The sequence below is a fragment of the Pararhizobium sp. DWP3-4 genome (genome assembly GCF_049898205.1).
Taxonomy (GTDB): domain Bacteria; phylum Pseudomonadota; class Alphaproteobacteria; order Rhizobiales; family Rhizobiaceae; genus Pararhizobium.
The window spans coordinates 262,645-281,684 of sequence record NZ_JAFCXF010000007.1 but is presented as its reverse complement, the minus strand read 5'-3'; the positions used below and the strand labels follow the sequence as shown (position 1 = coordinate 281,684).

Below are 19,040 nucleotides of genomic sequence, written 5' to 3'. Positions count from 1 at the left end.
AAAATCCTTAGCCGGAGTCCTTGCACAAGGCGCATAACAGGAGCTTTTCCGAAGAATTGCTTTGAAGCAGAAAAAACCCGGATCGACGGAAGCCGATCCGGGTTTTGCCGTGGTAAGCGATAGGCTCCAATCAGAACGTGTCGTCGTCCTCGTCCTTGCGATCGGACTTGAGGGCCTTGAGCTTGGAGAAGACGGCGTCGGCGTCGATTTCCTTCTCTTCCTCGCGCTCGTAGGAGAACGGCAGCTTTTCCGTTTCCTTCGAGGCTTCCAGCGTGGCGCCCAGTTCGGCTGCGGTCGGCAGAGGGCGGCCCTTGGACGCGCGTTCGACTTCAAGGTCGAGATCGATCTGCGTGCAGAGACCCAGCGTAACCGGGTCCATCGCCGTCAGATTGGTCGAATTCCAGTGGGTGCGCTCGCGGATCTGCTCGATCGTCGACTTGGTAGTGCCGACGAGACGCGAGATCTGGGCATCCTTCAGTTCAGGATGATTGCGCACCAGCCACAGAATGGCGTTCGGGCGATCCTGGCGCTTGGAAACCGGGGTATAGCGCGGGCCCTTGCGCTTGTTGTCGGGAACGCGAACCTTCGGTTCGGAAATCTTCAGCTTGTGGTTCAGATTGCCTTCGGCGCGGGCGATTTCGTCGCGCGACAGCTGACCGGTGGCGATCGGGTCGAGGCCCTTGATGCCCTGCGCGGATTCGCCGTCGGCAATCGCCTTGACTTCCAGCGGATGCAGTTTGCAGAACGTGGCGATCTGTTCGAACGACAGGGCAGTGTTGTCAACCAGCCAAACGGCCGTCGCTTTGGGCATAAGCAGTTGTTGAGCCATGGATATAGTCCTTCTGTCCGTCCGCGCCGGTGTCGCGGGCCGTGGGGTGTAACCACTTAATTTCCGGGAAATTAGCGCCTCTATACCCTCGTCCTCTCAGAAATGCAATTCTTCTTGAATAAATGACCTTTTGTCTAATGGACGCCGTGCCTTGACCTGATATGTATGGCGCCCGAAGCGGGTGCGCACGAGGAGATGTGCCGCCTGAAACTGCCTGTGCAGGGAGGAAATCATCATGTCTGCCAAAACCTATCCGATCCTGGAATCCGCCCGGAAACGTGCTCTTATCGACGATGCGACCTATTTGGAATGGTACCAGCAAAGCGTCGCGGATCCTGAAGCATTCTGGGGCGAACATGGCAAGCGCATCGACTGGTTCAAGCCCTATACCAAGGTCAAGAACACCTCCTTCGAAGGCGATGTGTCGATCAAGTGGTTCGAGGATGGCGTTACCAACGTCTCCTATAATTGCATCGACCGGCATCTTGAAAAGCGCGGCGACCAGGTGGCGATCATCTGGGAAGGCGACAATCCCTATGACGACAAGAAGATCACCTACCGGGAACTCCACGAGCATGTCTGCCGCCTCGCCAATGTGCTGAAGTCAAACGGCGTCAAAAAGGGCGATCGCGTCACCATCTACATGCCGATGATCCCGGAAGCAGCCTATGCGATGCTCGCCTGTACCCGCATCGGCGCGGTGCACTCGATCGTTTTCGGCGGCTTTTCGCCCGACGCGCTGGCCGGCCGTATCGTTGACTGCGAATCCACCGTTGTCATCACCGCCGATGAAGGCCTGCGCGGTGGCAAGCCGATCCCGCTGAAGGCCAATACCGACCAGGCCATCGAGATTGCCAAGCGCGGCGGCGTCGATGTCAAGTCGGTGATTGTCGTCCGCCGCACGGCCGGCAAGATCGCCTGGTTCTCCGAGCGCGACATCTGGTATCATCAGGCCGTGGCCGCCGTCGAAGCCGATTGTCCGGCAGCGCGAATGAATGCGGAGGACCCGCTGTTCATCCTCTACACGTCCGGTTCGACCGGCAAGCCGAAGGGCGTGCTGCACACGACGGGCGGCTACCTCGTCTATGCCTCGATGACGCATCAATATGTCTTCGATTATCACGAGGGCGATATCTACTGGTGCACGGCCGATGTCGGCTGGGTCACCGGTCATTCCTACATCGTCTACGGTCCGCTCGCCAATGGTGCGACGACGCTGATGTTTGAAGGCGTGCCGACCTATCCGGATGCCGGCCGTCTCTGGGACGTGGTCGACAAGCACCAGGTCAATATCTTCTACACCGCGCCAACCGCCATCCGGGCGCTGATGGGGCAGGGCGATGCCTTCGTCACCCGCTCGAAGCGCACATCGCTGCGCACGCTCGGTTCCGTCGGCGAGCCGATCAACCCCGAAGCCTGGGAATGGTACTATCACGTCGTTGGCGACGGCCGCTGCCCGGTGGTCGATACCTGGTGGCAGACGGAGACCGGCGGGATCCTGATCACGCCTCTGCCCGGCGCCACGGCGTTGAAACCAGGCTCGGCCACTCGCCCCTTCTTTGGCGTGCAGCCGCAGCTGGTCGATGGCGAAGGCAAGGTGATCGAGGGTGCTGCCGACGGCAATCTCTGCATCACCGACAGTTGGCCCGGCCAGATGCGCACCGTCTATGGCGATCACGAGCGCTTCATCCAGACCTATTTCGCCACCTACAAGGGAAAATATTTCACCGGCGATGGCTGCCGCCGCGATGATGACGGCTATTACTGGATCACCGGCCGCGTTGATGACGTCCTCAATGTCTCGGGCCATCGCATGGGTACGGCAGAAGTCGAATCGGCGCTGGTCAGCCATGATTCGGTGTCGGAAGCTGCCGTTGTTGGTTATCCCCACGATATCAAGGGACAAGGCATCTATTGCTACGTGACGCTGATGGTCGGCCAGACCGGCTCGGACGATCTGCGCAAGGCGCTGGTCACCCATGTCCGCAAGGAAATCGGCGCGATTGCCTCGCCGGATAAGATTCAGTTCGCTCCCGGCCTGCCAAAAACCCGCTCCGGCAAGATCATGCGCCGCATCCTGCGCAAGATCGCCGAGGACGATTTCGGTTCGCTCGGCGACACCTCGACGCTCGCCGATCCCGCCGTCGTCGACGACCTGATCGCCAACCGGCAGAACAAGAAGTAACAAGTGCCGAGCCATTCGATGTCCGGATGGCTCGGTCATACCTACCAGGAAGAGCAGGCCTTCGACTTGCGTCCGCCGTCATAAGGCGAGACGTAACCCGCAGACAGCATTTCGTGAGCCGGATTCCGCCCATCGGAAAAGCTGATATCGGCCACCACCCTGCCAAAATACTTGTCCCCGGAAATATGCGTTAGCTGGATTTCGCCCTGCTCGCTTGTCAGGCTGGCAAGCGCTGCCCGCGCCTGTTTGCCGGCATCGCGGGTAGACGCGCAGGCCGATTTCAGCTCCGGCGCATCGATGCCGCGCAGCCGGACATAGACTTCCATGGTTTGTTGCGGCCAGGGTTTTGCCGCCACCAGGATCGTGTCGCCATCGATGACGCGGATGATCTCTGCCGTCACCGGCCCGGCGATTTCCATTCGTTTGCCGGATTCGGACGAATGCGAAACCGTGGGCGGGGACACGACCTTGAGAGCGGCAACTGCAGGCGTTAGAAAGCGAACCATGATGAATAGGAAAATATACCGTCCACGACGAAACATCAACAGGAATTATTTCCTTAGAAGTCGATCGCCCGTCCGTTGATCTCCCAGTCGCCGAAACGCGAAGGTTCCGCGCCGCCACGGCCGCCGAGTTCTTCCGGAAGCTCAACGGGCTTCTGCGCCTTGCGGCGTTCATCAGCCTCGGCCAGCGCGCGCTTTGCCGCCGGCGAAAGGGGTTTGCGCGGCTCTAGTGCCAAATTGTCGTTGTCGTTTTCCATGCGAATTTCCGCGAAAAAGTTGAAGAATGCGCCTAATGTCCCCATCATATAGGAAACCTTTGTTCAAGCGAAACCCATGATTCACGTGAAACATCGGCAACTTTGGAGATCTGACGGATGAACCTGATGCGCACCGCGATGCTTTTGGCCTTCATGACCGCATTGTTCATGGCGGTCGGCTTTCTGATCGGCGGCAAGAGCGGCATGATGATCGCCCTCATCGTTGCCGCCGGAATGAACTTCTTTTCCTACTGGAACTCCGACAGGATGGTGCTGCGCATGTACCGTGCACAGGAGGTGGACGAGCGCACGGCACCCGAATATTATGGTATTGTTCGCGACATGGCTGCCAATGCCGGATTACCGATGCCAAAGGTTTACGTGATCGATAATCCGCAGCCGAATGCGTTCGCGACGGGCCGTAATCCTGAAAACGCTGCGGTCGCCGCCTCCACAGGTTTGCTCAATGCGCTGTCCTATGACGAAGTCGCCGGCGTAATGGCCCATGAACTCGCCCATGTTCAAAACCGCGATACGCTGACCATGACGCTGACCGCAACGCTGGCCGGGGCGATCTCGATGCTTGGCAATTTCGCCTTTTTCTTCGGCGGCAATCGTGAAAACAACAATCCGCTCGGTTTCATCGGCGTGCTGGTGGCGATGATCGTTGCGCCGCTTGCGGCTGCCATCGTGCAAATGGCGATCAGCCGGACGCGCGAATACTCAGCTGACAGGCGCGGTGCGGAAATCTGCGGCAAGCCGCTGGCGCTGGCTTCGGCGCTGGCCAAGATCTCGAATTTTGCGCATCAGGTGCCGAATGCCGAAGCCGAGCGCAATCCGGCCACAGCGCACATGTTCATCATCAATCCGCTGTCTGGCGAGCGGATGGATAATCTGTTTTCCACCCATCCGGCAACGGAAAACCGTATCGCTGCGCTGCAGCAGATGGCCCAAGAGATGCAGCCGGTCTCGACGCCGCCGGTCAGGGCTGATAATCCCGTGCGCAAATCGCGCTCCGTGCCGCCGACAGGCTGGGGTCGCGGTGGTTCCGAACCACCGAAAAAAGGTCCCTGGTCTTGACGTCTGACGAAAATAAAACCGCTTCGCATCCGAAACGAAACAACCGCCCTGCCCGTTCGCGCGGCCAAGGCGCTGAAAATCCGGCGTTTGAACGCAGTGACAAGCCCGGAATCCGGGCGCGGCAGGCGGCTGCCAAGATGCTTGCGGCTGTCGTTGATCGCAAGACTTCGCTCGACGGGATGCTGGATTCAGGCAATGGCAATCCGGTCTACCGCGAACTCAACGAGGCCGACCGCGCACTGGTCCGGGCGATCCTCAACTCAGCGCTGCGGCAATTGCCGCGCATCGAGGCGATGATCGGTTCGCTTTTGCAAAACCCGTTGCCGGAAGGCGCCCGCGCGCTTGATCACGTTTTGACGGTGGCTGCGGCGCAGATCCTCTATCTCGATATTCCCGATCATTCCGCCGTCGATCTCGCGGTCGAGCAGGCACAGATCGATCCGCGCAACAAGCGCTTTGCCAGCCTCGTCAACGCCGTGCTGCGCCGCATGTCCCGCGAAAAGCAGGATTTGCTGGACAATGTCGGCGAAAAAATCCCGGCAATTCCTGTCTGGTTCCACAAAAGGCTGGTCACCTATTATGGTGCCGACGAAGCAGCCCGCATCGCGGCAGCGCTGCTGACCCCGGCCGCTATCGACCTGACGGTGAAATCCGACCCCGAGGGCTGGGCTGAACGGCTGAACGGCCGCCTCCTGCCGACCGGTTCCATCCGTCTTGCCGGGTTTTCCGGCGCCGTGCCATCGCTTGCCGGCTTTGATGATGGCGAATGGTGGGTGCAGGATGCTGCTGCTGCGCTCCCCGCCAAGCTTTTCGGTTCCCTCACTGGCAAACGTGTCATCGACCTTTGCGCTGCACCCGGCGGAAAAACGGCGCAGCTCATTCTCGCAGGTGCTGACGTTACTGCACTCGATCAGTCGGCCAGCCGTCTCAAGCGGCTTCAGGGCAATCTTGCCCGGCTGGGGCTGGAAGCGGCGACCCAGGAAATCAACATGGCTGATTTCCGCACCGAAGAGCTGTTCGATGCCGCGCTGCTGGACGCGCCCTGTTCATCGACCGGCACAATCCGCCGCCATCCGGACGTGCTTTGGACCAAGGGGCCGGAAGATATCGAAAAGCTCGCCGTGCTGCAGGAAAAGCTGCTGCGCCACGCATTGACGCTGGTGAAGCCCGGCGGTCTGGTGGTCTTTTCCAACTGCTCGCTCGATATGCGGGAAGGTGAAGCCGTTACGGAACGCGTTTTGGCCGATGGCAATTGCGAACGGGTGGCGATCAAGGCGGCGGACTGGCCCGGTCTGGAAAATGCGGTGACGCCGCATGGCGAGTTCCGCACGACACCGGCGATGATCGATCCGCAGGATGGTTTTGCCGGGGGCCTGGACGGTTTCTATGCCGTCGTCCTGCGTCGCAAGATTTAGCCACATCTCTGTCAACAGGCTCATAGTGAGCGTCAATTGACGCTCCATGCGCGTTTCCCTAAACAATACAGGCACGATCTATAAAAGTTTAACGATTTTTCAGGCACAATCGTGTTCTGGTAGTATCCGATACGGACAGCAGTCACTCCGGTTTTAATGCCGCATCATGCAGTTCGGGAGTAGGGAGACGCGCAGGCGTCGAAAATGCAGATTTCAGACCGGCAAAGGCTTCTCTATCTGTATGCGCGTGAAGGCTGGCGCCGCTTCTCGCGCCGCCTTGCCTTGGGCCGCAACACCGCCTTCCGTTTTACCGGAACGACGCCAGACCGTCTGATCGTGGCGCCGACGGACTTGCGCGCCATTGATCCCTTCGTTGCGCAGGAAATCCTGCAAGGGCGTTTTCCGTTGGCCGGCCGCGTGCTTGAATCGGCGGGCGAATCGCCTTTCGAGATGGATCTGCCTTCACATGAATTCGCCGTAAGGTTGCATTCCTTCGGCTGGGTCCGGCATATGCGCACGGTCAAGGATGATGATGCCTTCGCGCATCTGCGCCATATCGTCAATGATTGGATCGTAACACATGGGCGTGCTATCGGCGGTATTGCCTGGGAAGCGGATATCATTTCCCAACGCCTGATTGCATGGCTCTCGCATTCGCCGATCATTCTGCGCAATGCCGAGCATCCGTTCTACCGGCGCTTTCTCAAAAGCCTGGCTTTCCAGGTCCGCTATCTGCGCCATATCACCGACACGACCTGCGACGGCGAGGCACGGTTGCGGGCGCGTATCGCGCTTGCCATGGCCTCGGTTGCGATGCCGGCGTCCGAAGCGACGATCCGCAAAGCCGCCCGCAATCTCGATGTGGAGCTCGACCGGCAGATTCTACCCGATGGCGGCCATAGCTCGCGCAACCCGCGCACGGGTCTGGAATTGCTGATCGATCTGCTTCCGCTGCGCCAGACCTATGTCAATCTCGGTCATGAGGTGCCGGCCAAGCTCATCCCGTGCATTGACCGGATGTATCCTGCGCTCCGGTTCTTCCGTCATGAGGGTGGAGAGCTTGCTCTTTTCAACGGCGCCACCTCGACGCTGGCCAATGAGCTGATGGCGGTCCTGCGGTATGATGAGACCGCCGGTGCACCGTTCAAGGCGTTACCGCATCTTCAGTATGAGCGGCTGGCGCACAATAATGTCGTTGTCATCATGGATACCGGCAAGCCCCTGTCGCCGGAATTGTCGCGCACGGCGCATGCCGGTTGCCTGGCGTTCGAAATGTCGTCGGGCCGCCACCGGTTCGTCATCAACTCCGGCTCACCAAAGTTTGCCGGCGAACGGTTCCGCCAGCTGGCGCGTTCGACTGCAGCCCATTCGACCGTGACGATCAACGATCGCTCGTCGTCGCGCCTGTCACAGTCCGGTTTTCTCGGCCCCATCGTCACCGGTGGCGTCTCCAAGGTCACAGTGCGCCGTGAGGAACGTGCCGGTCAGCCGGATGCCGTCATCGCCAGCCATGACGGTTACGCCCAGGCCTTTGGCCTGCTGCACGAGCGCGACGTCAGCATCAACGCCCAGGCCAATGCAGTCCGCGGCCGCGACCGGTTATTTCAGCCGGACGGTTCGGAGCCGGCAGAAACCAATAGCGCCGCCGCCGTTGCACGGTTTCATATTCACCCATCGATCGGTATCCGGCAGCACAGCGCCCATGAAGTCTATCTCAGCGCTCCAGACGGCGAAGTCTGGCTGTTTACCTGCCGCGATGCCCCAGTGGTGATCGAGGAAGACATTTTCTTTGCCGACCCCTCTGGGGTTCGGAAATCCTCGCAGTTGACAGTCACCTTCACGGTGGGGTCCCAGCCGGAAATCCAATGGATTTTTTCGCGCGAAGCATGACAATCGTACCGTTGGGGGCCTCGCCGCCGTGACTGCAGTTTCTTCGCGTGGAAAGCTGTGATAACGGCAGGCGGACATTTGCCGGAAGCCCCTCCCGATTATCCGGCGCCTACCAAGGAGCTTGATGATGGCTGTCGCCTCCAAGAAGATTCCCGCCCCGGATCAGGTCACTGTCCGCACCGCCCTGCTCTCCGTCTCCGATAAGACCGGTATCGTCGATCTGGCACGCGCCCTGCATGACAAGGGCGTTCACCTGGTCTCGACCGGCGGCACCCACAAGGCGCTTGCCGATGCCGGCCTGCCGGTGACCGATGTCTCCGAACTCACCGGTTTTCCCGAAGTGATGGATGGCCGGGTCAAGACGTTGCATCCCGGCGTGCATGGCGGCCTTCTCGCCATCCGTGACGACGAAGATCATGTCCAGGCGATGGTGACGCACGGCATTACCGGCATCGATCTGGCCGTCATCAATCTCTATCCGTTCGAAGACGTCCGCGCCAAGGGCGGCGATTACCCGACGACGGTCGAGAATATCGATATCGGCGGCCCGGCAATGATCCGCGCTTCGGCCAAGAACCACGCCTATGTCACCGTCATCACCGACGCGACGGACTATTCGGCTCTGCTGACCGAGCTTGGCAGCGGTGCCGCCACATCCTTCGCCTTCCGTCAGAAAATGGCCGCCAAGGCCTATGCCCGCACGGCTGCCTATGACACCGCCATTTCCGGCTGGTTCGCCGAGGTGCTGGATACGCCGATGCCGCTTCACCGCACCATCGGCGGTGTCCTGAAGGAAGAGATGCGTTACGGCGAAAACCCGCATCAGAAAGCCGGATTCTACATCACCGGCGAGAACCGCCCAGGCGTCGCGACTGCGACCCTTTTGCAGGGCAAGCAGCTGTCCTATAACAATATCAACGATACCGACGCTGCTTTCGAGCTGGTCGCCGAGTTCCCGGCTGCTACATCGCCTGCCGTCGCCATTATCAAGCATGCCAATCCCTGCGGCGTGGCCACCGGCGCCACCCTGCTTCAAGCCTATGAGCGTGCGTTGGCCTGCGATTCCACCTCGGCATTCGGCGGCATCATCGCGCTCAACCAGGAGCTGGATGGCGCGACGGCCGAAGAAATCGTCAAGCTCTTCACCGAGGTCATCATCGCTCCGTCGGTCAGCGACATCGCCAAGGTGGTGATCGCCGCCAAGCCCAACCTGCGCCTGTTGATCACCGGCGCCCTGCCCGATCCGCGCATACCTGGCCTGACGGCAAAAACGGTTGCCGGCGGCCTTTTGGTGCAGACGCGTGACAATGGCATGGTCGAGGATCTCGCGTTGAAGGTCGTTACCAAGCGCGCGCCGACGGCGCAGGAGCTGGAAGACATGAAGTTCGCCTTCAAGGTGGCGAAACATGTCAAATCCAACGCCGTCGTCTATGCCAAGGACGGCCAGACCGTCGGTATCGGTGCAGGCCAGATGAGCCGTGTCGATTCCGCCCGCATTGCAGCGCTGAAGGCCGAAGAAGCCGCCAAAGCGCTCGGCCTTGCCGCGCCGCTCACCCGCGGTTCCGCTGTTGCGTCCGAAGCCTTCCTGCCGTTTGCCGATGGCCTGTTGTCGATGATCGCTGCCGGCGCCACCGCCGTTATCCAGCCGGGCGGCTCGATGCGCGACCCGGAAGTCATCGCCGCCGCCGACGCGGCAGGGGTGGCGATGGTGTTCACCGGCATGCGCCATTTCCGGCATTGAGGCCAACCTTGCCATCAAGCCAGCATCTGCCATCTTGATGGCAGGTGCATTTTGGCCTATATTTTTGGGCAAAGGTGCTTCAATATGGCAGAACCCCAACTCTCTGTGCGCAGCGCAAGAGCACGCGATCTCGCGCACCGGCTTGCGCGGCGAGAGAACCGTTCGATCGCCGAGATTGTTGAGCGGGCGCTGGAATCCTATGAGAGCCGCGAGACGGGCCGTGAGCCTGCTGCTGCCTTTTACGTCCGGCTATCGAAAGATCATGGTACGGATATCGACCTTGACGCAGTAGGGAAAGCCGGACGATCCACGCTGGACCTGCGCTTTGATTTTCCTCGATACCAATGTCGTCTCTGAAACCCTGCGAAAATCGCCGTCAGAAGCCGTGATCGCATGGTTGGTGCGTCATGACGCGGAACTCGCGCTCCCAACTGTGACTATTGCTGAAATTGCCTTCGGCATCCGGAAGATCTCACCTGATCAGCGCGCCGTGTCGCTGGAACAAGGTTTAAGCGACTGGCGGCGGCGTTTTTCAGATCGGATATTCGGTCTAACCGAGGAGGCGGTCATGGCCTATGGCGAGATCATGGGCACTGCATCCCGTCAGGGCCTTGGCATGTCGGCCCCGGATGGGATGATTGCGGCTATCGCCCGCGTCAATGGTGGTCGTTTGGCCACCCGCAATCTTGCCGATTTTCGCACCACTGGGCTGTCACTGATTTCCCCGTGGGATTTCTGACCTTCATCGTCTGTCCCTTGGCTCAGACGGGTTTATTCGCCGGGTAAGGCGTGCGGATCAGAATCAGCAAGCCGACGGCCAGGAAGAACACCAGGGCCATCATGCCGATGCGGGCAGAGCCGGTCATCAGAGTAACGGTGGCAACGGCAGCGGGGGCCATGAAGGTCGTGGCGCGCCCGGAGAGGGCATAGATGCCGAAATAGCGGCCTGCCTCGTCGGGACTGACGCTGCGCGCCATATAGGAGCGGGAGGAGGCCTGGACCGGGCCGAATGCGATCCCGACCAAAAGGCCGAAGACGATATAGGCTTTCTCCGCAGCCGTGCCGAAAAGCCCACCGGCATCGGTGGTCGGCAGCGGCAGCAGGCCGAACAACGTATAGCCGGGGCCGGTCGAGACGATGCCGAGGGTGGCGATGGTCAGGCAGATCAGGCTGGCGGTGACGATCACCTTTGAGCCGAGTTTTGCATCCAGCCGGCTGGCATAAAGGCATCCGCCGATGGCCACGACATTGAGAATGATGCCGTAGACGCCAAGCTCGACGGTCTGCCAGGCAAACATGCTGGCCGCGAACGTGCCGCCCAGTGCCAGGAGGCCGTTGACCCCATCCTGAAAGATCATCCGGGCGATCAGAAAGCGCAGAATGCCGGAGCGTTGCCGCAGTTCGCCGATCGTGTGGCGCAGCTCGGCAATGCCGCTGCGCACAGCGGCCGCCGCCGGCATCGCTGCCTTGTGGGCATCCGGGGTAAACAGGAACATCGGCAGGATGAAGACCAGATACCAGATGGCCGAGATCGGTCCGGTCACCCGGGCGTCGGCGCCGGTCGCCGGATCAAGCCCAAACATTGGGTCTATTCCGATAAGTGTTTTGCCGGATTCCGGATCTCCGGCCAGAAGCGTCACGACGGCGATCAGCACGATCATGCCGCCGAGATAGCCGAGCCCCCAGGCCATGTTGGAGATCCGCCCGATCTCCTTTTCGCCGACCAGCCGTGGCATCATTGAATCGTTGAAAACAATCGAGAATTCCGCAGCGATAGACGCCAGGATGATGAAGATGAAGGGATAGATTATCGATGATCCCGGCACGGCAAACCACAGTAGCGCCAGGGAGACGATCTTGATGAAGGCGAAGAAGGCGATCCAGGGTTTTCGCGCCCCGGTCTGGTCGGCGATCGAGCCGAGCACCGGCGACAAAATCGCGATGACGATGCCGGAAATGGTCAGGGTATAGCCCCACATCGCCTGACCGTGCGCCGGGTCGTCGGTAAGCCGGGATACGAAATAAGGGCCGAAGATGAAGGTGATGATCACCGTGAAGAACGGCTGTGCTGCCCAGTCGAACAGCATCCAGCCGCCGAGGCCGGCGCGCGATACCTTTGGCTCGTCGCCAGCCTCCGCCGAGATGCTGCTCACCTGATTCTCCACCGTCTATCCGCCCCGTCTGGCGCGGACAGTGTCACCTCATCCTGTTCTGTGCAAGATCGCTCAACAAGCCCGCTGCAACGGTGATCTTGGCAAGCGTCGTCTCGCCCTTCTCCGTCAGCAGGGTCAGTTGGTCGGTGACGCGCGAAATCCGGCTATGGTCGCTGTCGCGCCAGGCTGCGACCGGATTGCGCTCGTCCTTCTTGTCGGTGAGGGCCGTGATGGTGATGTCCTTGCGCGCGGTCGCAATGTCGTTGATGCTGCGCGAAAGGGCCATGGCCTCGTATTGCTCGGTTGCCGACACACGCTCGGCAGCCGCCAGCAGCCGGGCGATCCGCAGGCTCTGTGTCACGCCGAAATAGCTCTGTGCCGTGCGGGCCAGCGTCACGCCGGTATCGGCGGCGATCTGGATGATTTCCGGCACGAAGGTCAACACGGCAAGAGCGGCGATTTCTTCGGCCAGTGCTGACGGCACGCCACGCTCGATGAAATAATCGGCCCTTTGCCGCACGTCTGCCGTCGCGTCCTCAGGAATCGCGCTTTGCAAAGCGGATTTCAGCTTCCGCAGCGCTTCGCGCAGCTGCTCGATGGCCTCGCCAAGCGGCGCTTGCATCGCCTTGGTCCTGAGTGTCCGTTCGGTGACGATGGCAAAGATGCGCGCCGCCTCCTGGTAGAGTTCGTTCTGCACCGCGCCGCTGATGACATTGTCGAGTGCATCGATCTCGCTATAGATGCGGTTCAGGTCGTAACCGTCGCGGGTCAACACCGCAGCCTTGACCACGTCAGCCGGCATGAAGCCCGTCTGGTCGATCAATGTGCTGACGAAGGCCGGCCCGCCGCGGTTGATGACGTCGTTGGCGAGAACCGTCGCAATGATCTCGCGGCGCAGCCGGTGTTCGTTGATGTCGCTCGCATGCGCCTTGTGCATCTTCTCCGGGAAGTAATCCCGCAGCGTCGTCAGCAGATAGTCATCGTCCGGCAGCTTGCTGGCAACGATCTCGTCGAACAGCACGATCTTGGCATAGGACAGAAGTACGCCGATCTCGGCGCGTGTGAGCGCCTTGCCGCTCTGGTAGCGCTCGCTCAGCGCCAGATCGTTCGGCAGCACCTCGACCTTGCGGTTGAGATGGCCGTCCGCTTCCAGCCGGGTCATGAGCCGGGCAAGCGCCGTCCGGTTGCCGGCACCCAGCATTTCCGTCAATGAGATCGACAGCGACTGTTCGTAGTTGTTGCGCAGCACCAGTTCTGCCACTTCGTCGGTCATCGAGGCCAAAAGCGTGTTGCGCTTGGCGCGCGTCAGCCGCTCGTCGCGCATCGCCGAAGCGAGTGCGATTTTGATGTTGACCTCGAAGTCGGACGAGTTGACGCCGGCCGAGTTGTCGATGGCGTCGGAATTGCAGCGTCCGCCCTTGAGGCCGAAGCCGATGCGGCCGCGCTGGGTAACGCCGAGATTGGCGCCTTCGCCGATCACCTTGGCACCGACATCGTCGGCAGTGATGCGGATCGGGTCGTTGGCGCGGTCGCCGACATCAGCGTCGGTTTCGGTCGGGCCGCGCACATAGGTGCCGATGCCGCCGAACCAGAGCAGATCGACCGGGCTTTTCAGGATCGCCGTCATGATCTCCGACGGCGTCGCCTGGCTTTTTTCCAAACCGATCGCCGCCATCGCCTGCGGCGTCAGCGTCACCGATTTTTCCGTGCGCGGAATGATCATGGCGCCGGCCGAAAGCGTCGAGCGGTCATAGTCCTGCCAGCTGGAGCGCGGCAGGTTGAACATGCGCTTGCGCTCGGCAAAGGATTTTTCGATATCCGGATCAGGATCGATGATGATGTCGCGATGGTCGAAGGCGGCGATCAGCCGGATTTTTTCCGACAGCAGCATGCCGTTGCCAAACACGTCGCCGGACATGTCGCCGACACCGGCGACGCTGAAGGGCGTCGTCTGGATATCGATGTCCATCTCGCGGAAATGCCGCTTGACGGTTTCCCAGGCGCCGCGCGCCGTGATGCCCATCTTCTTGTGGTCGTAGCCGGCCGAACCGCCGGAGGCAAAGGCGTCGTCCAGCCAGAAGCCGGCTTCCTGCGCCAGGCCGTTGGCGGTGTCGGAGAAGGTCGCCGTGCCCTTGTCGGCGGCAACGACGAAATAGGGATCGTCACCATCCAGCCGCAGCGTATCGGCCGGCGGCACGATGTCCTGGCCGACAATGTTGTCGGTGATCGACAGCATGGTGCGGATATAGGTCTTGTAGGCCTCGGTTCCCGCCTTGAAGATGTCGTCGCGGGTGCCGCCGACCGGCAACTGCTTCGGATAGAAGCCGCCCTTGGCCCCAACGGGAACGATGACGGCGTTCTTGACTTGCTGCGCCTTGACCAGGCCGAGCACTTCGGTGCGGTAATCCTGCGACCGGTCCGACCAGCGCAGCCCGCCGCGGGCCACCTTGCCGAAGCGCAGGTGCACGCCTTCGACCTGCGTGCCATAGACGAAGATTTCGCGGAAAGGCCGCGGCTCCGGCAGGCCGTCGAGGATCTTCGGATCGAGCTTGAAAGCCAGCATCACCTTCGGATTGCCATCGGCATCGCGCTGGAAATAGTTGGTGCGCAGCGTCGCCTCGACGGCGTTGACGTAGCGCCGCAGGATTTGGTCCTCGTCAAGGATTGGAACGGCGTCCAGGGCCTGTTCGATCGCCGCTCTCAACGCTGCAGTGCGCTTGGTCTTCGGCTTGTCTTCCAGCACGGGATCCATACGGGTGACGAAAAGCTTGAAAATATCCGCAGCGATTGCTGGATATTTGTTCAGCGTGTCGGCGAGATAGCCTTGGGAATAGGTGATGCCGGCCTGGCGCAGGTAGCGCGCATAGGCGCGCAGCACCGTCACCTCGCGGGCGCTGAGGCCGGCAAGCAGGATCAGCCGGTTGAAGCTGTCATCTTCGATCACGCCGTTCCAGGCGGAAAGATAGGCTTCCTCCAGCATCGGGCCGGTCTTGTCGAGACTGAGCAGATGTCCGTCGCGATGGATCAGTTCCATATCGTGCAGAACGACGAGCCGATCGCCGCCCTTGGCGCAGGAGACGGTAATATCATGGGTCTGTTCGCTGATAACCCGGAAGCCGAGGTTTTCCAGCAGCGGCACACGGTGCGACAGCGAAACCGGCTCGCCGGCATGGAAAATCTTCAGCTCCAGCGATTCCGGGCCCTTGCCGCGCTTCTGATAGAAAGCGATGCGGATCGGGTCATCAGGCGAGCAGGCCGCGATATCGGCGAGATCGGCATGGGCCTCGGCTGGCGTGAAGGCTGCCTGATAGGCTTCATTGACGGAGATCGACACGCCGTCATGGCGCGCCAGCAGGTTGAACCGGTCGATCCAGCGGGTGACGATATCGCGCACCGCGTCTTCCAGCTTGGCTTGCGGCACACGCGGCGTCTTGCCGCCGGAACGGCCGATGATGAAATGCACGCGGGCAAGACCGCCCTCAGGGAAAGCCGGATAATAGGCGGACACGCGGCCGTCATAGACGGTCTTCAGATAAAGCCCGATCTTTTCGCGCACGTCGGAATCATACTGTTCGCGCGGCACGTAAACTATAACGGATACGAAACGGTCGAAGTGATCGATACGCGGCAGAACCCGGATTCGCGGCCGGTCCGCCAGTTCGTTGATCTGCTCGCAGAAACTTGCCAAAAGGCTGACGTCGATCTGGAAAAGGTCGTCTCGCGGATAGGATTCCAGCGTGTTGGTCAGCATCTTGCCTGAATGGCTCTGCGGATCGAAGCCGAAATGATCGACGATCTTCTCGACCTTGAAGCGGAGCAGCGGAATGTCGGCTGCCGGGCGCGTATAGGCGCTGGAGGTGAACAGGCCGACGATGCGCAGTTCGCCGGCGACATTGCCGGCCTTGTCGAAGCGCTTGACCCCGATATAATCCATATAGGCGCGGCGGTGCACCACAGATTTGACATTGGCCTTGGTGACGATGAGGAAATCCGGGCCGTTGAGAAAGGCAAGGATTTCCGGCGTCGTCAGCACGGCATCCTTTCCCTGGCGCAGCACGCGCACGTCGGGATTGGAAAGAATACCGAGGCCGCGCCCTTCGCCGCGTTCGACCACGGCATTCTCGCCCTTGCCGGAATAGGTGTATTCGCGCATGCCGAGGAAGGTGAAATTGTTGCCGCGCAACCAGCGCAGGAAGGCCAGCGCCTCGTCGCGATCGCCCTTCTTGCTGTTGGGGGCGTGGTTTTCCAATTCGTTCATCGCCTGATCGAGCAGGCCCGACATCGAGGTCCAGTCGCCGACCGCCTGATGAACCTGGGAGAGCACGTTGGCAATCCGCTCCTTCAGGTCTTCGGCTTCGGTGTCGGTGACGCGGCTAATATGAATCTGAATATGGCTGATCCGGGTGGCCGGATCGCTCTTTTCTTCCGGGTCGAAGATTTTAGCCGGCTTTCCGGCCTCAAGAACCAGAATAGGATGTACGGCAAGATGAATGTCACGGTGGGTGCTGGTCACCTCGCCCATGATCGAATCGTAGAGGAAGGGCATGTTGCGGTCGGTCACGGACAGGATCGAGACGTCGGTTGCATTCGGCGCGATGCCGTCTACCGATTCGACGGAGATGACCGGACGGTCGCTTTCCTTGCGATTGATGGCGGTCAGCGCATGCGCTGCCGTCAAAGCCAGCATGGTGGGCGTATAGGCGTCGAGATCGTCATGGCTGGCACGGCGAAACAGGATCTCCGGAGCGAGCATTTTCACCCCCAGCAGCTTGCCGGCTTCGCTCACCGCTTCGAAATGACGGTCTTTTTTCGGATTGTATTTGGTGCCCATGACGTATCTCCCCGCAATCACCATTTTGGCCAAACCTAACAGAAGAATTGTCCATGGCGATTGTTTTTGTGGCTATTTTTCGGTCAGATTGATCCAATTCGGAATGGTTTTATGAAATTTTCGGGAAGAATTGGCCGATTTTCGAATTCAATCGGTTGTATTTGCATATTTCTTTGTTCTCATGAACGAGCCGGAAATGTGTCCTTTCGATCTTTTGGCAGTCGCAGTTGACAGCGGCATGACTGTCGGGCGATCTGGGCAGCTCGAAACAGCGGAAAATCGCAAAATGTCTGAGCCTGCCCCCGGCGCCGTCATCGTCATTTCCAGCCATGTGATTCGCGGGTCCGTGGGCAATCGCGCTGCCGTCTTTGCGCTAGAGACGCTGGGTTATCCGGTCTGGGCCTTGCCGACGGTGATCCTGCCCTGGCATCCCGGCCATGGCCCCTCGACGCGAGTGACGGTCGGCCCTGATGATTTCGACAGGTTGATCGACGATCTGATCCGCGCCCCGTGGACGGGAGAGGTGCGGGCTGTTCTCTCCGGTTATCTCGGTGCCGCCCATCAGGCGGACGGTGTGGCGCGGCTGGTCGAGGCTTTGCGGGCGAAGAATCCGGACCTGTTTTATGCCTGCGACCCGGTAATGGGCGATGTCGGCGGGCTGTACGTGCCTGAGGCCACGGCGATCGCGATGCGCGACCGGTTGCTGCCATTGGCCTCGCTTGCCACGCCAAACCGGTTCGAGCTGGCCTGGCTCTGCGGCGCCGAGCTTGAGACGAACACCGCCATTCTGGAAGCGGCCCTGTCGCTCGGGCCGTCGCGCATGCTGGTGACATCTGCCATCCCGATGATGAATGGCGGCACCGGTAATCTCTATCTGTCCGGCAATCATGCGCTGCTGGCCGAGCATCGGCTGATCGACAATCCGCCGAACGGGACTGGCGACCTCTTGGCGGCCTTGTTCGTTGCCCGGCTTCTGGAAGGCTTGAACGAGGAGCGCGCCTTGCAGCTGGCAACCGCCAGCGTCTTCGAGATCATCGCGCGCACGGGCAAGCGCGGTGCCGATGAGTTGACGCTCGAGCGGGACGCGTCCAGTCTTGCGACGCCGATGGCGATGGTTCAGATGCGCCGGTTGCTGCATCCCGGTCAGAAACGGCGCTCCTGATATCGTTCGGCCGATCTACCCTCTTGCCAGCCCATGCCTTGAGCGAATAAACCGTTTTTCACCCACGCAAACCAAACGGAGAATTTCGGATGTAACCGGCGGCGCGGGCTGCCGTAATTTGCCTGTGTGCGGCGCACAAAGATGGTATGTGCTGCAGAGCCGACATGCGAATGTACATCTCAATTGTCTAAATAATTGGAGTGATCAAGCATCATGCAGCGTTTCCCGGACTATTTGCTGAACGGCTACAACAATTTCATGAGCGGCCGCTTCAGCGAGCAGCAGCAGCGCTACAAGGCCTTGGCCGAAACCGGTCAGCAGCCGAAGACCATGGTCATTGCCTGTTGTGACAGCCGCGCGGCGCCGGAAACCATCTTCGACAGCGGCCCCGGCGAATTGTTTGTGGTGCGCAACGTCGCCAACATGATGCCGCCTTACGAGCCGGACGGCCAGTATCACTCGACATCGGCGGCTCTCGAGTTCGCCGTGCAGGTGTTGAAGGTCAGCGATATCGTCGTCATGGGCCATGGCCGCTGCGGGGGCATCAAGGCAGCACTCGATCTCGATGCCGAACCGCTGTCACCCGGCGATTTCATCGGCCGCTGGATGAACCTCCTGAAGCCCGCTGCCGAGCAGATCCACAACAACGAATTGATGACTGCGGCCGAGCGCCAGCGGGCGCTGGAGCGGGTCTCCATCCGCAACTCGATCGCCAACCTGCGGACCTTCCCGTGCGTCAAAATCCTCGAGCAGCGCGGCAAGCTTCAGCTGCACGGCGCCTGGTTCGACATTTCGACCGGCGAACTGTGGGTCATGGATAGCAAGACCGGTGATTTTGCCCGGCCCGGCATGTGATTTTTCTACCTTTGCCCGGTGCCTCTCCACACTCCGTCATTCCCGGCTCGACCCGAGAATCTGGTTATGTCGATGTGGGAACCCTCGGTGAGGGCATGACCTTTGCGCCGTTGCGCCGCTGATGGATCCTCGGATCAAG

The 19,040-nt window shown here is 60.6% G+C and carries 14 protein-coding genes; 9 read left to right on the top strand and 5 right to left on the bottom strand.

Annotation, left to right across the window (positions count from 1 at the left end; all coding sequences use genetic code 11):
- Window positions 1-130 precede the first annotated feature (130 nt).
- Window positions 131-829, bottom strand: coding sequence for a DUF1013 domain-containing protein (locus ACP7E6_RS19760; protein WP_426231412.1), 699 nt, complete (start codon window positions 827-829; stop codon window positions 131-133).
- 235 nt (window positions 830-1,064) lie between these two features.
- Here ACP7E6_RS19760 and acs point away from each other — a divergent pair, with 235 nt between their 5' ends.
- Window positions 1,065-3,014, top strand: a complete 1,950-nt coding sequence (acs, locus tag ACP7E6_RS19755) for an acetate--CoA ligase (RefSeq protein WP_426231411.1) — start codon at window positions 1,065-1,067, stop codon at window positions 3,012-3,014.
- Between the two features lie 41 nt (window positions 3,015-3,055).
- Here the strand turns inward: acs and ACP7E6_RS19750 are convergent, their stop codons facing one another.
- Together ACP7E6_RS19750 and ACP7E6_RS19745 are read right to left on the bottom strand one after the other, a co-directional pair.
- Entirely contained in the window at window positions 3,056-3,556 is a 501-nt protein-coding gene (locus ACP7E6_RS19750) for a thermonuclease family protein (protein ID WP_426231501.1), read from the bottom strand.
- Between the two features lie 17 nt (window positions 3,557-3,573).
- Window positions 3,574-3,822, bottom strand: coding sequence for a DUF1674 domain-containing protein (locus ACP7E6_RS19745; protein ID WP_426231410.1), 249 nt, complete (start codon window positions 3,820-3,822; stop codon window positions 3,574-3,576).
- A gap of 69 nt (window positions 3,823-3,891) precedes the next feature.
- On the opposite strand from ACP7E6_RS19745, the gene htpX reads away from it, so the two are divergent.
- The 6 genes from htpX (at window position 3,892) to ACP7E6_RS19715 (ending at window position 10,639) form a co-directional block, all read left to right on the top strand.
- Window positions 3,892-4,854 (top strand): zinc metalloprotease HtpX, encoded by a 963-nt coding sequence (gene htpX, locus ACP7E6_RS19740; RefSeq protein ID WP_426231409.1) that lies wholly within the window; start codon window positions 3,892-3,894, stop codon window positions 4,852-4,854.
- Window positions 4,845-6,269: an RsmB/NOP family class I SAM-dependent RNA methyltransferase gene (locus tag ACP7E6_RS19735; protein ID WP_426231500.1), complete on the top strand. Its 1,425-nt coding sequence runs from the start codon at window positions 4,845-4,847 to the stop codon at window positions 6,267-6,269. Before htpX ends, ACP7E6_RS19735 begins: the two co-directional genes overlap by 10 nt.
- A 204-nt stretch (window positions 6,270-6,473) precedes the next feature.
- Entirely contained in the window at window positions 6,474-8,159 is a 1,686-nt protein-coding gene (locus ACP7E6_RS19730; protein ID WP_426231408.1) for a heparinase II/III family protein, read from the top strand.
- A 127-nt stretch (window positions 8,160-8,286) separates the two neighbouring features.
- The gene (gene purH / locus ACP7E6_RS19725) at window positions 8,287-9,900 is read left to right on the top strand and encodes a bifunctional phosphoribosylaminoimidazolecarboxamide formyltransferase/IMP cyclohydrolase (protein WP_426231407.1); all 1,614 of its coding nucleotides are present in this window, start codon (window positions 8,287-8,289) and stop codon (window positions 9,898-9,900) included.
- An 84-nt stretch (window positions 9,901-9,984) separates the two neighbouring features.
- The gene (locus tag ACP7E6_RS19720) at window positions 9,985-10,257 is read left to right on the top strand and encodes a type II toxin-antitoxin system VapB family antitoxin (protein ID WP_426231406.1); all 273 of its coding nucleotides are present in this window, start codon (window positions 9,985-9,987) and stop codon (window positions 10,255-10,257) included.
- Complete coding sequence (locus ACP7E6_RS19715; RefSeq protein WP_426231405.1) at window positions 10,226-10,639, top strand: type II toxin-antitoxin system VapC family toxin; 414 nt, start codon at window positions 10,226-10,228, stop codon at window positions 10,637-10,639. The genes ACP7E6_RS19720 and ACP7E6_RS19715 overlap by 32 nt, the downstream gene beginning before the upstream one ends.
- A gap of 22 nt (window positions 10,640-10,661) precedes the next feature.
- On the opposite strand, the gene ACP7E6_RS19710 is transcribed toward ACP7E6_RS19715, so the two are convergent.
- Entirely contained in the window at window positions 10,662-12,053 is a 1,392-nt protein-coding gene (locus tag ACP7E6_RS19710; protein ID WP_426231404.1) for an MFS transporter, read from the bottom strand.
- Between the two features lie 43 nt (window positions 12,054-12,096).
- Window positions 12,097-16,884, bottom strand: a complete 4,788-nt coding sequence (locus tag ACP7E6_RS19705) for an NAD-glutamate dehydrogenase (RefSeq protein ID WP_426231403.1) — start codon at window positions 16,882-16,884, stop codon at window positions 12,097-12,099.
- Window positions 16,885-17,170: 286 nt separating this feature from the next.
- Here ACP7E6_RS19705 and pdxY point away from each other — a divergent pair, with 286 nt between their 5' ends.
- Together pdxY and ACP7E6_RS19695 are read left to right on the top strand one after the other, a co-directional pair.
- Window positions 17,171-18,046, top strand: coding sequence for a pyridoxal kinase PdxY (gene pdxY / locus ACP7E6_RS19700; protein ID WP_426231402.1), 876 nt, complete (start codon window positions 17,171-17,173; stop codon window positions 18,044-18,046).
- Between the two features lie 213 nt (window positions 18,047-18,259).
- The gene (locus ACP7E6_RS19695; RefSeq protein WP_426231401.1) at window positions 18,260-18,901 is read left to right on the top strand and encodes a carbonic anhydrase; all 642 of its coding nucleotides are present in this window, start codon (window positions 18,260-18,262) and stop codon (window positions 18,899-18,901) included.
- Window positions 18,902-19,040 lie beyond the last annotated feature (139 nt).

Coding starts and splice junctions, on each gene's coding strand:
- ACP7E6_RS19745 (WP_426231410.1), bottom strand. CDS start 3,822: ATGATGGGGACATTAGGCGCATTCTTCAACTTTTTCGCGGAAATTCGC.
- purH (WP_426231407.1), top strand. CDS start 8,287: ATGGCTGTCGCCTCCAAGAAGATTCCCGCCCCGGATCAGGTCACTGTC.
- ACP7E6_RS19705 (WP_426231403.1), bottom strand. CDS start 16,884: ATGGGCACCAAATACAATCCGAAAAAAGACCGTCATTTCGAAGCGGTG.
- ACP7E6_RS19750 (WP_426231501.1), bottom strand. CDS start 3,556: ATGTTTCGTCGTGGACGGTATATTTTCCTATTCATCATGGTTCGCTTT.
- ACP7E6_RS19695 (WP_426231401.1), top strand. CDS start 18,260: ATGCAGCGTTTCCCGGACTATTTGCTGAACGGCTACAACAATTTCATG.
- acs (WP_426231411.1), top strand. CDS start 1,065: ATGTCTGCCAAAACCTATCCGATCCTGGAATCCGCCCGGAAACGTGCT.
- ACP7E6_RS19730 (WP_426231408.1), top strand. CDS start 6,474: ATGCAGATTTCAGACCGGCAAAGGCTTCTCTATCTGTATGCGCGTGAA.
- htpX (WP_426231409.1), top strand. CDS start 3,892: ATGAACCTGATGCGCACCGCGATGCTTTTGGCCTTCATGACCGCATTG.
- ACP7E6_RS19720 (WP_426231406.1), top strand. CDS start 9,985: ATGGCAGAACCCCAACTCTCTGTGCGCAGCGCAAGAGCACGCGATCTC.
- ACP7E6_RS19760 (WP_426231412.1), bottom strand. CDS start 829: ATGGCTCAACAACTGCTTATGCCCAAAGCGACGGCCGTTTGGCTGGTT.
- pdxY (WP_426231402.1), top strand. CDS start 17,171: ATGTCTGAGCCTGCCCCCGGCGCCGTCATCGTCATTTCCAGCCATGTG.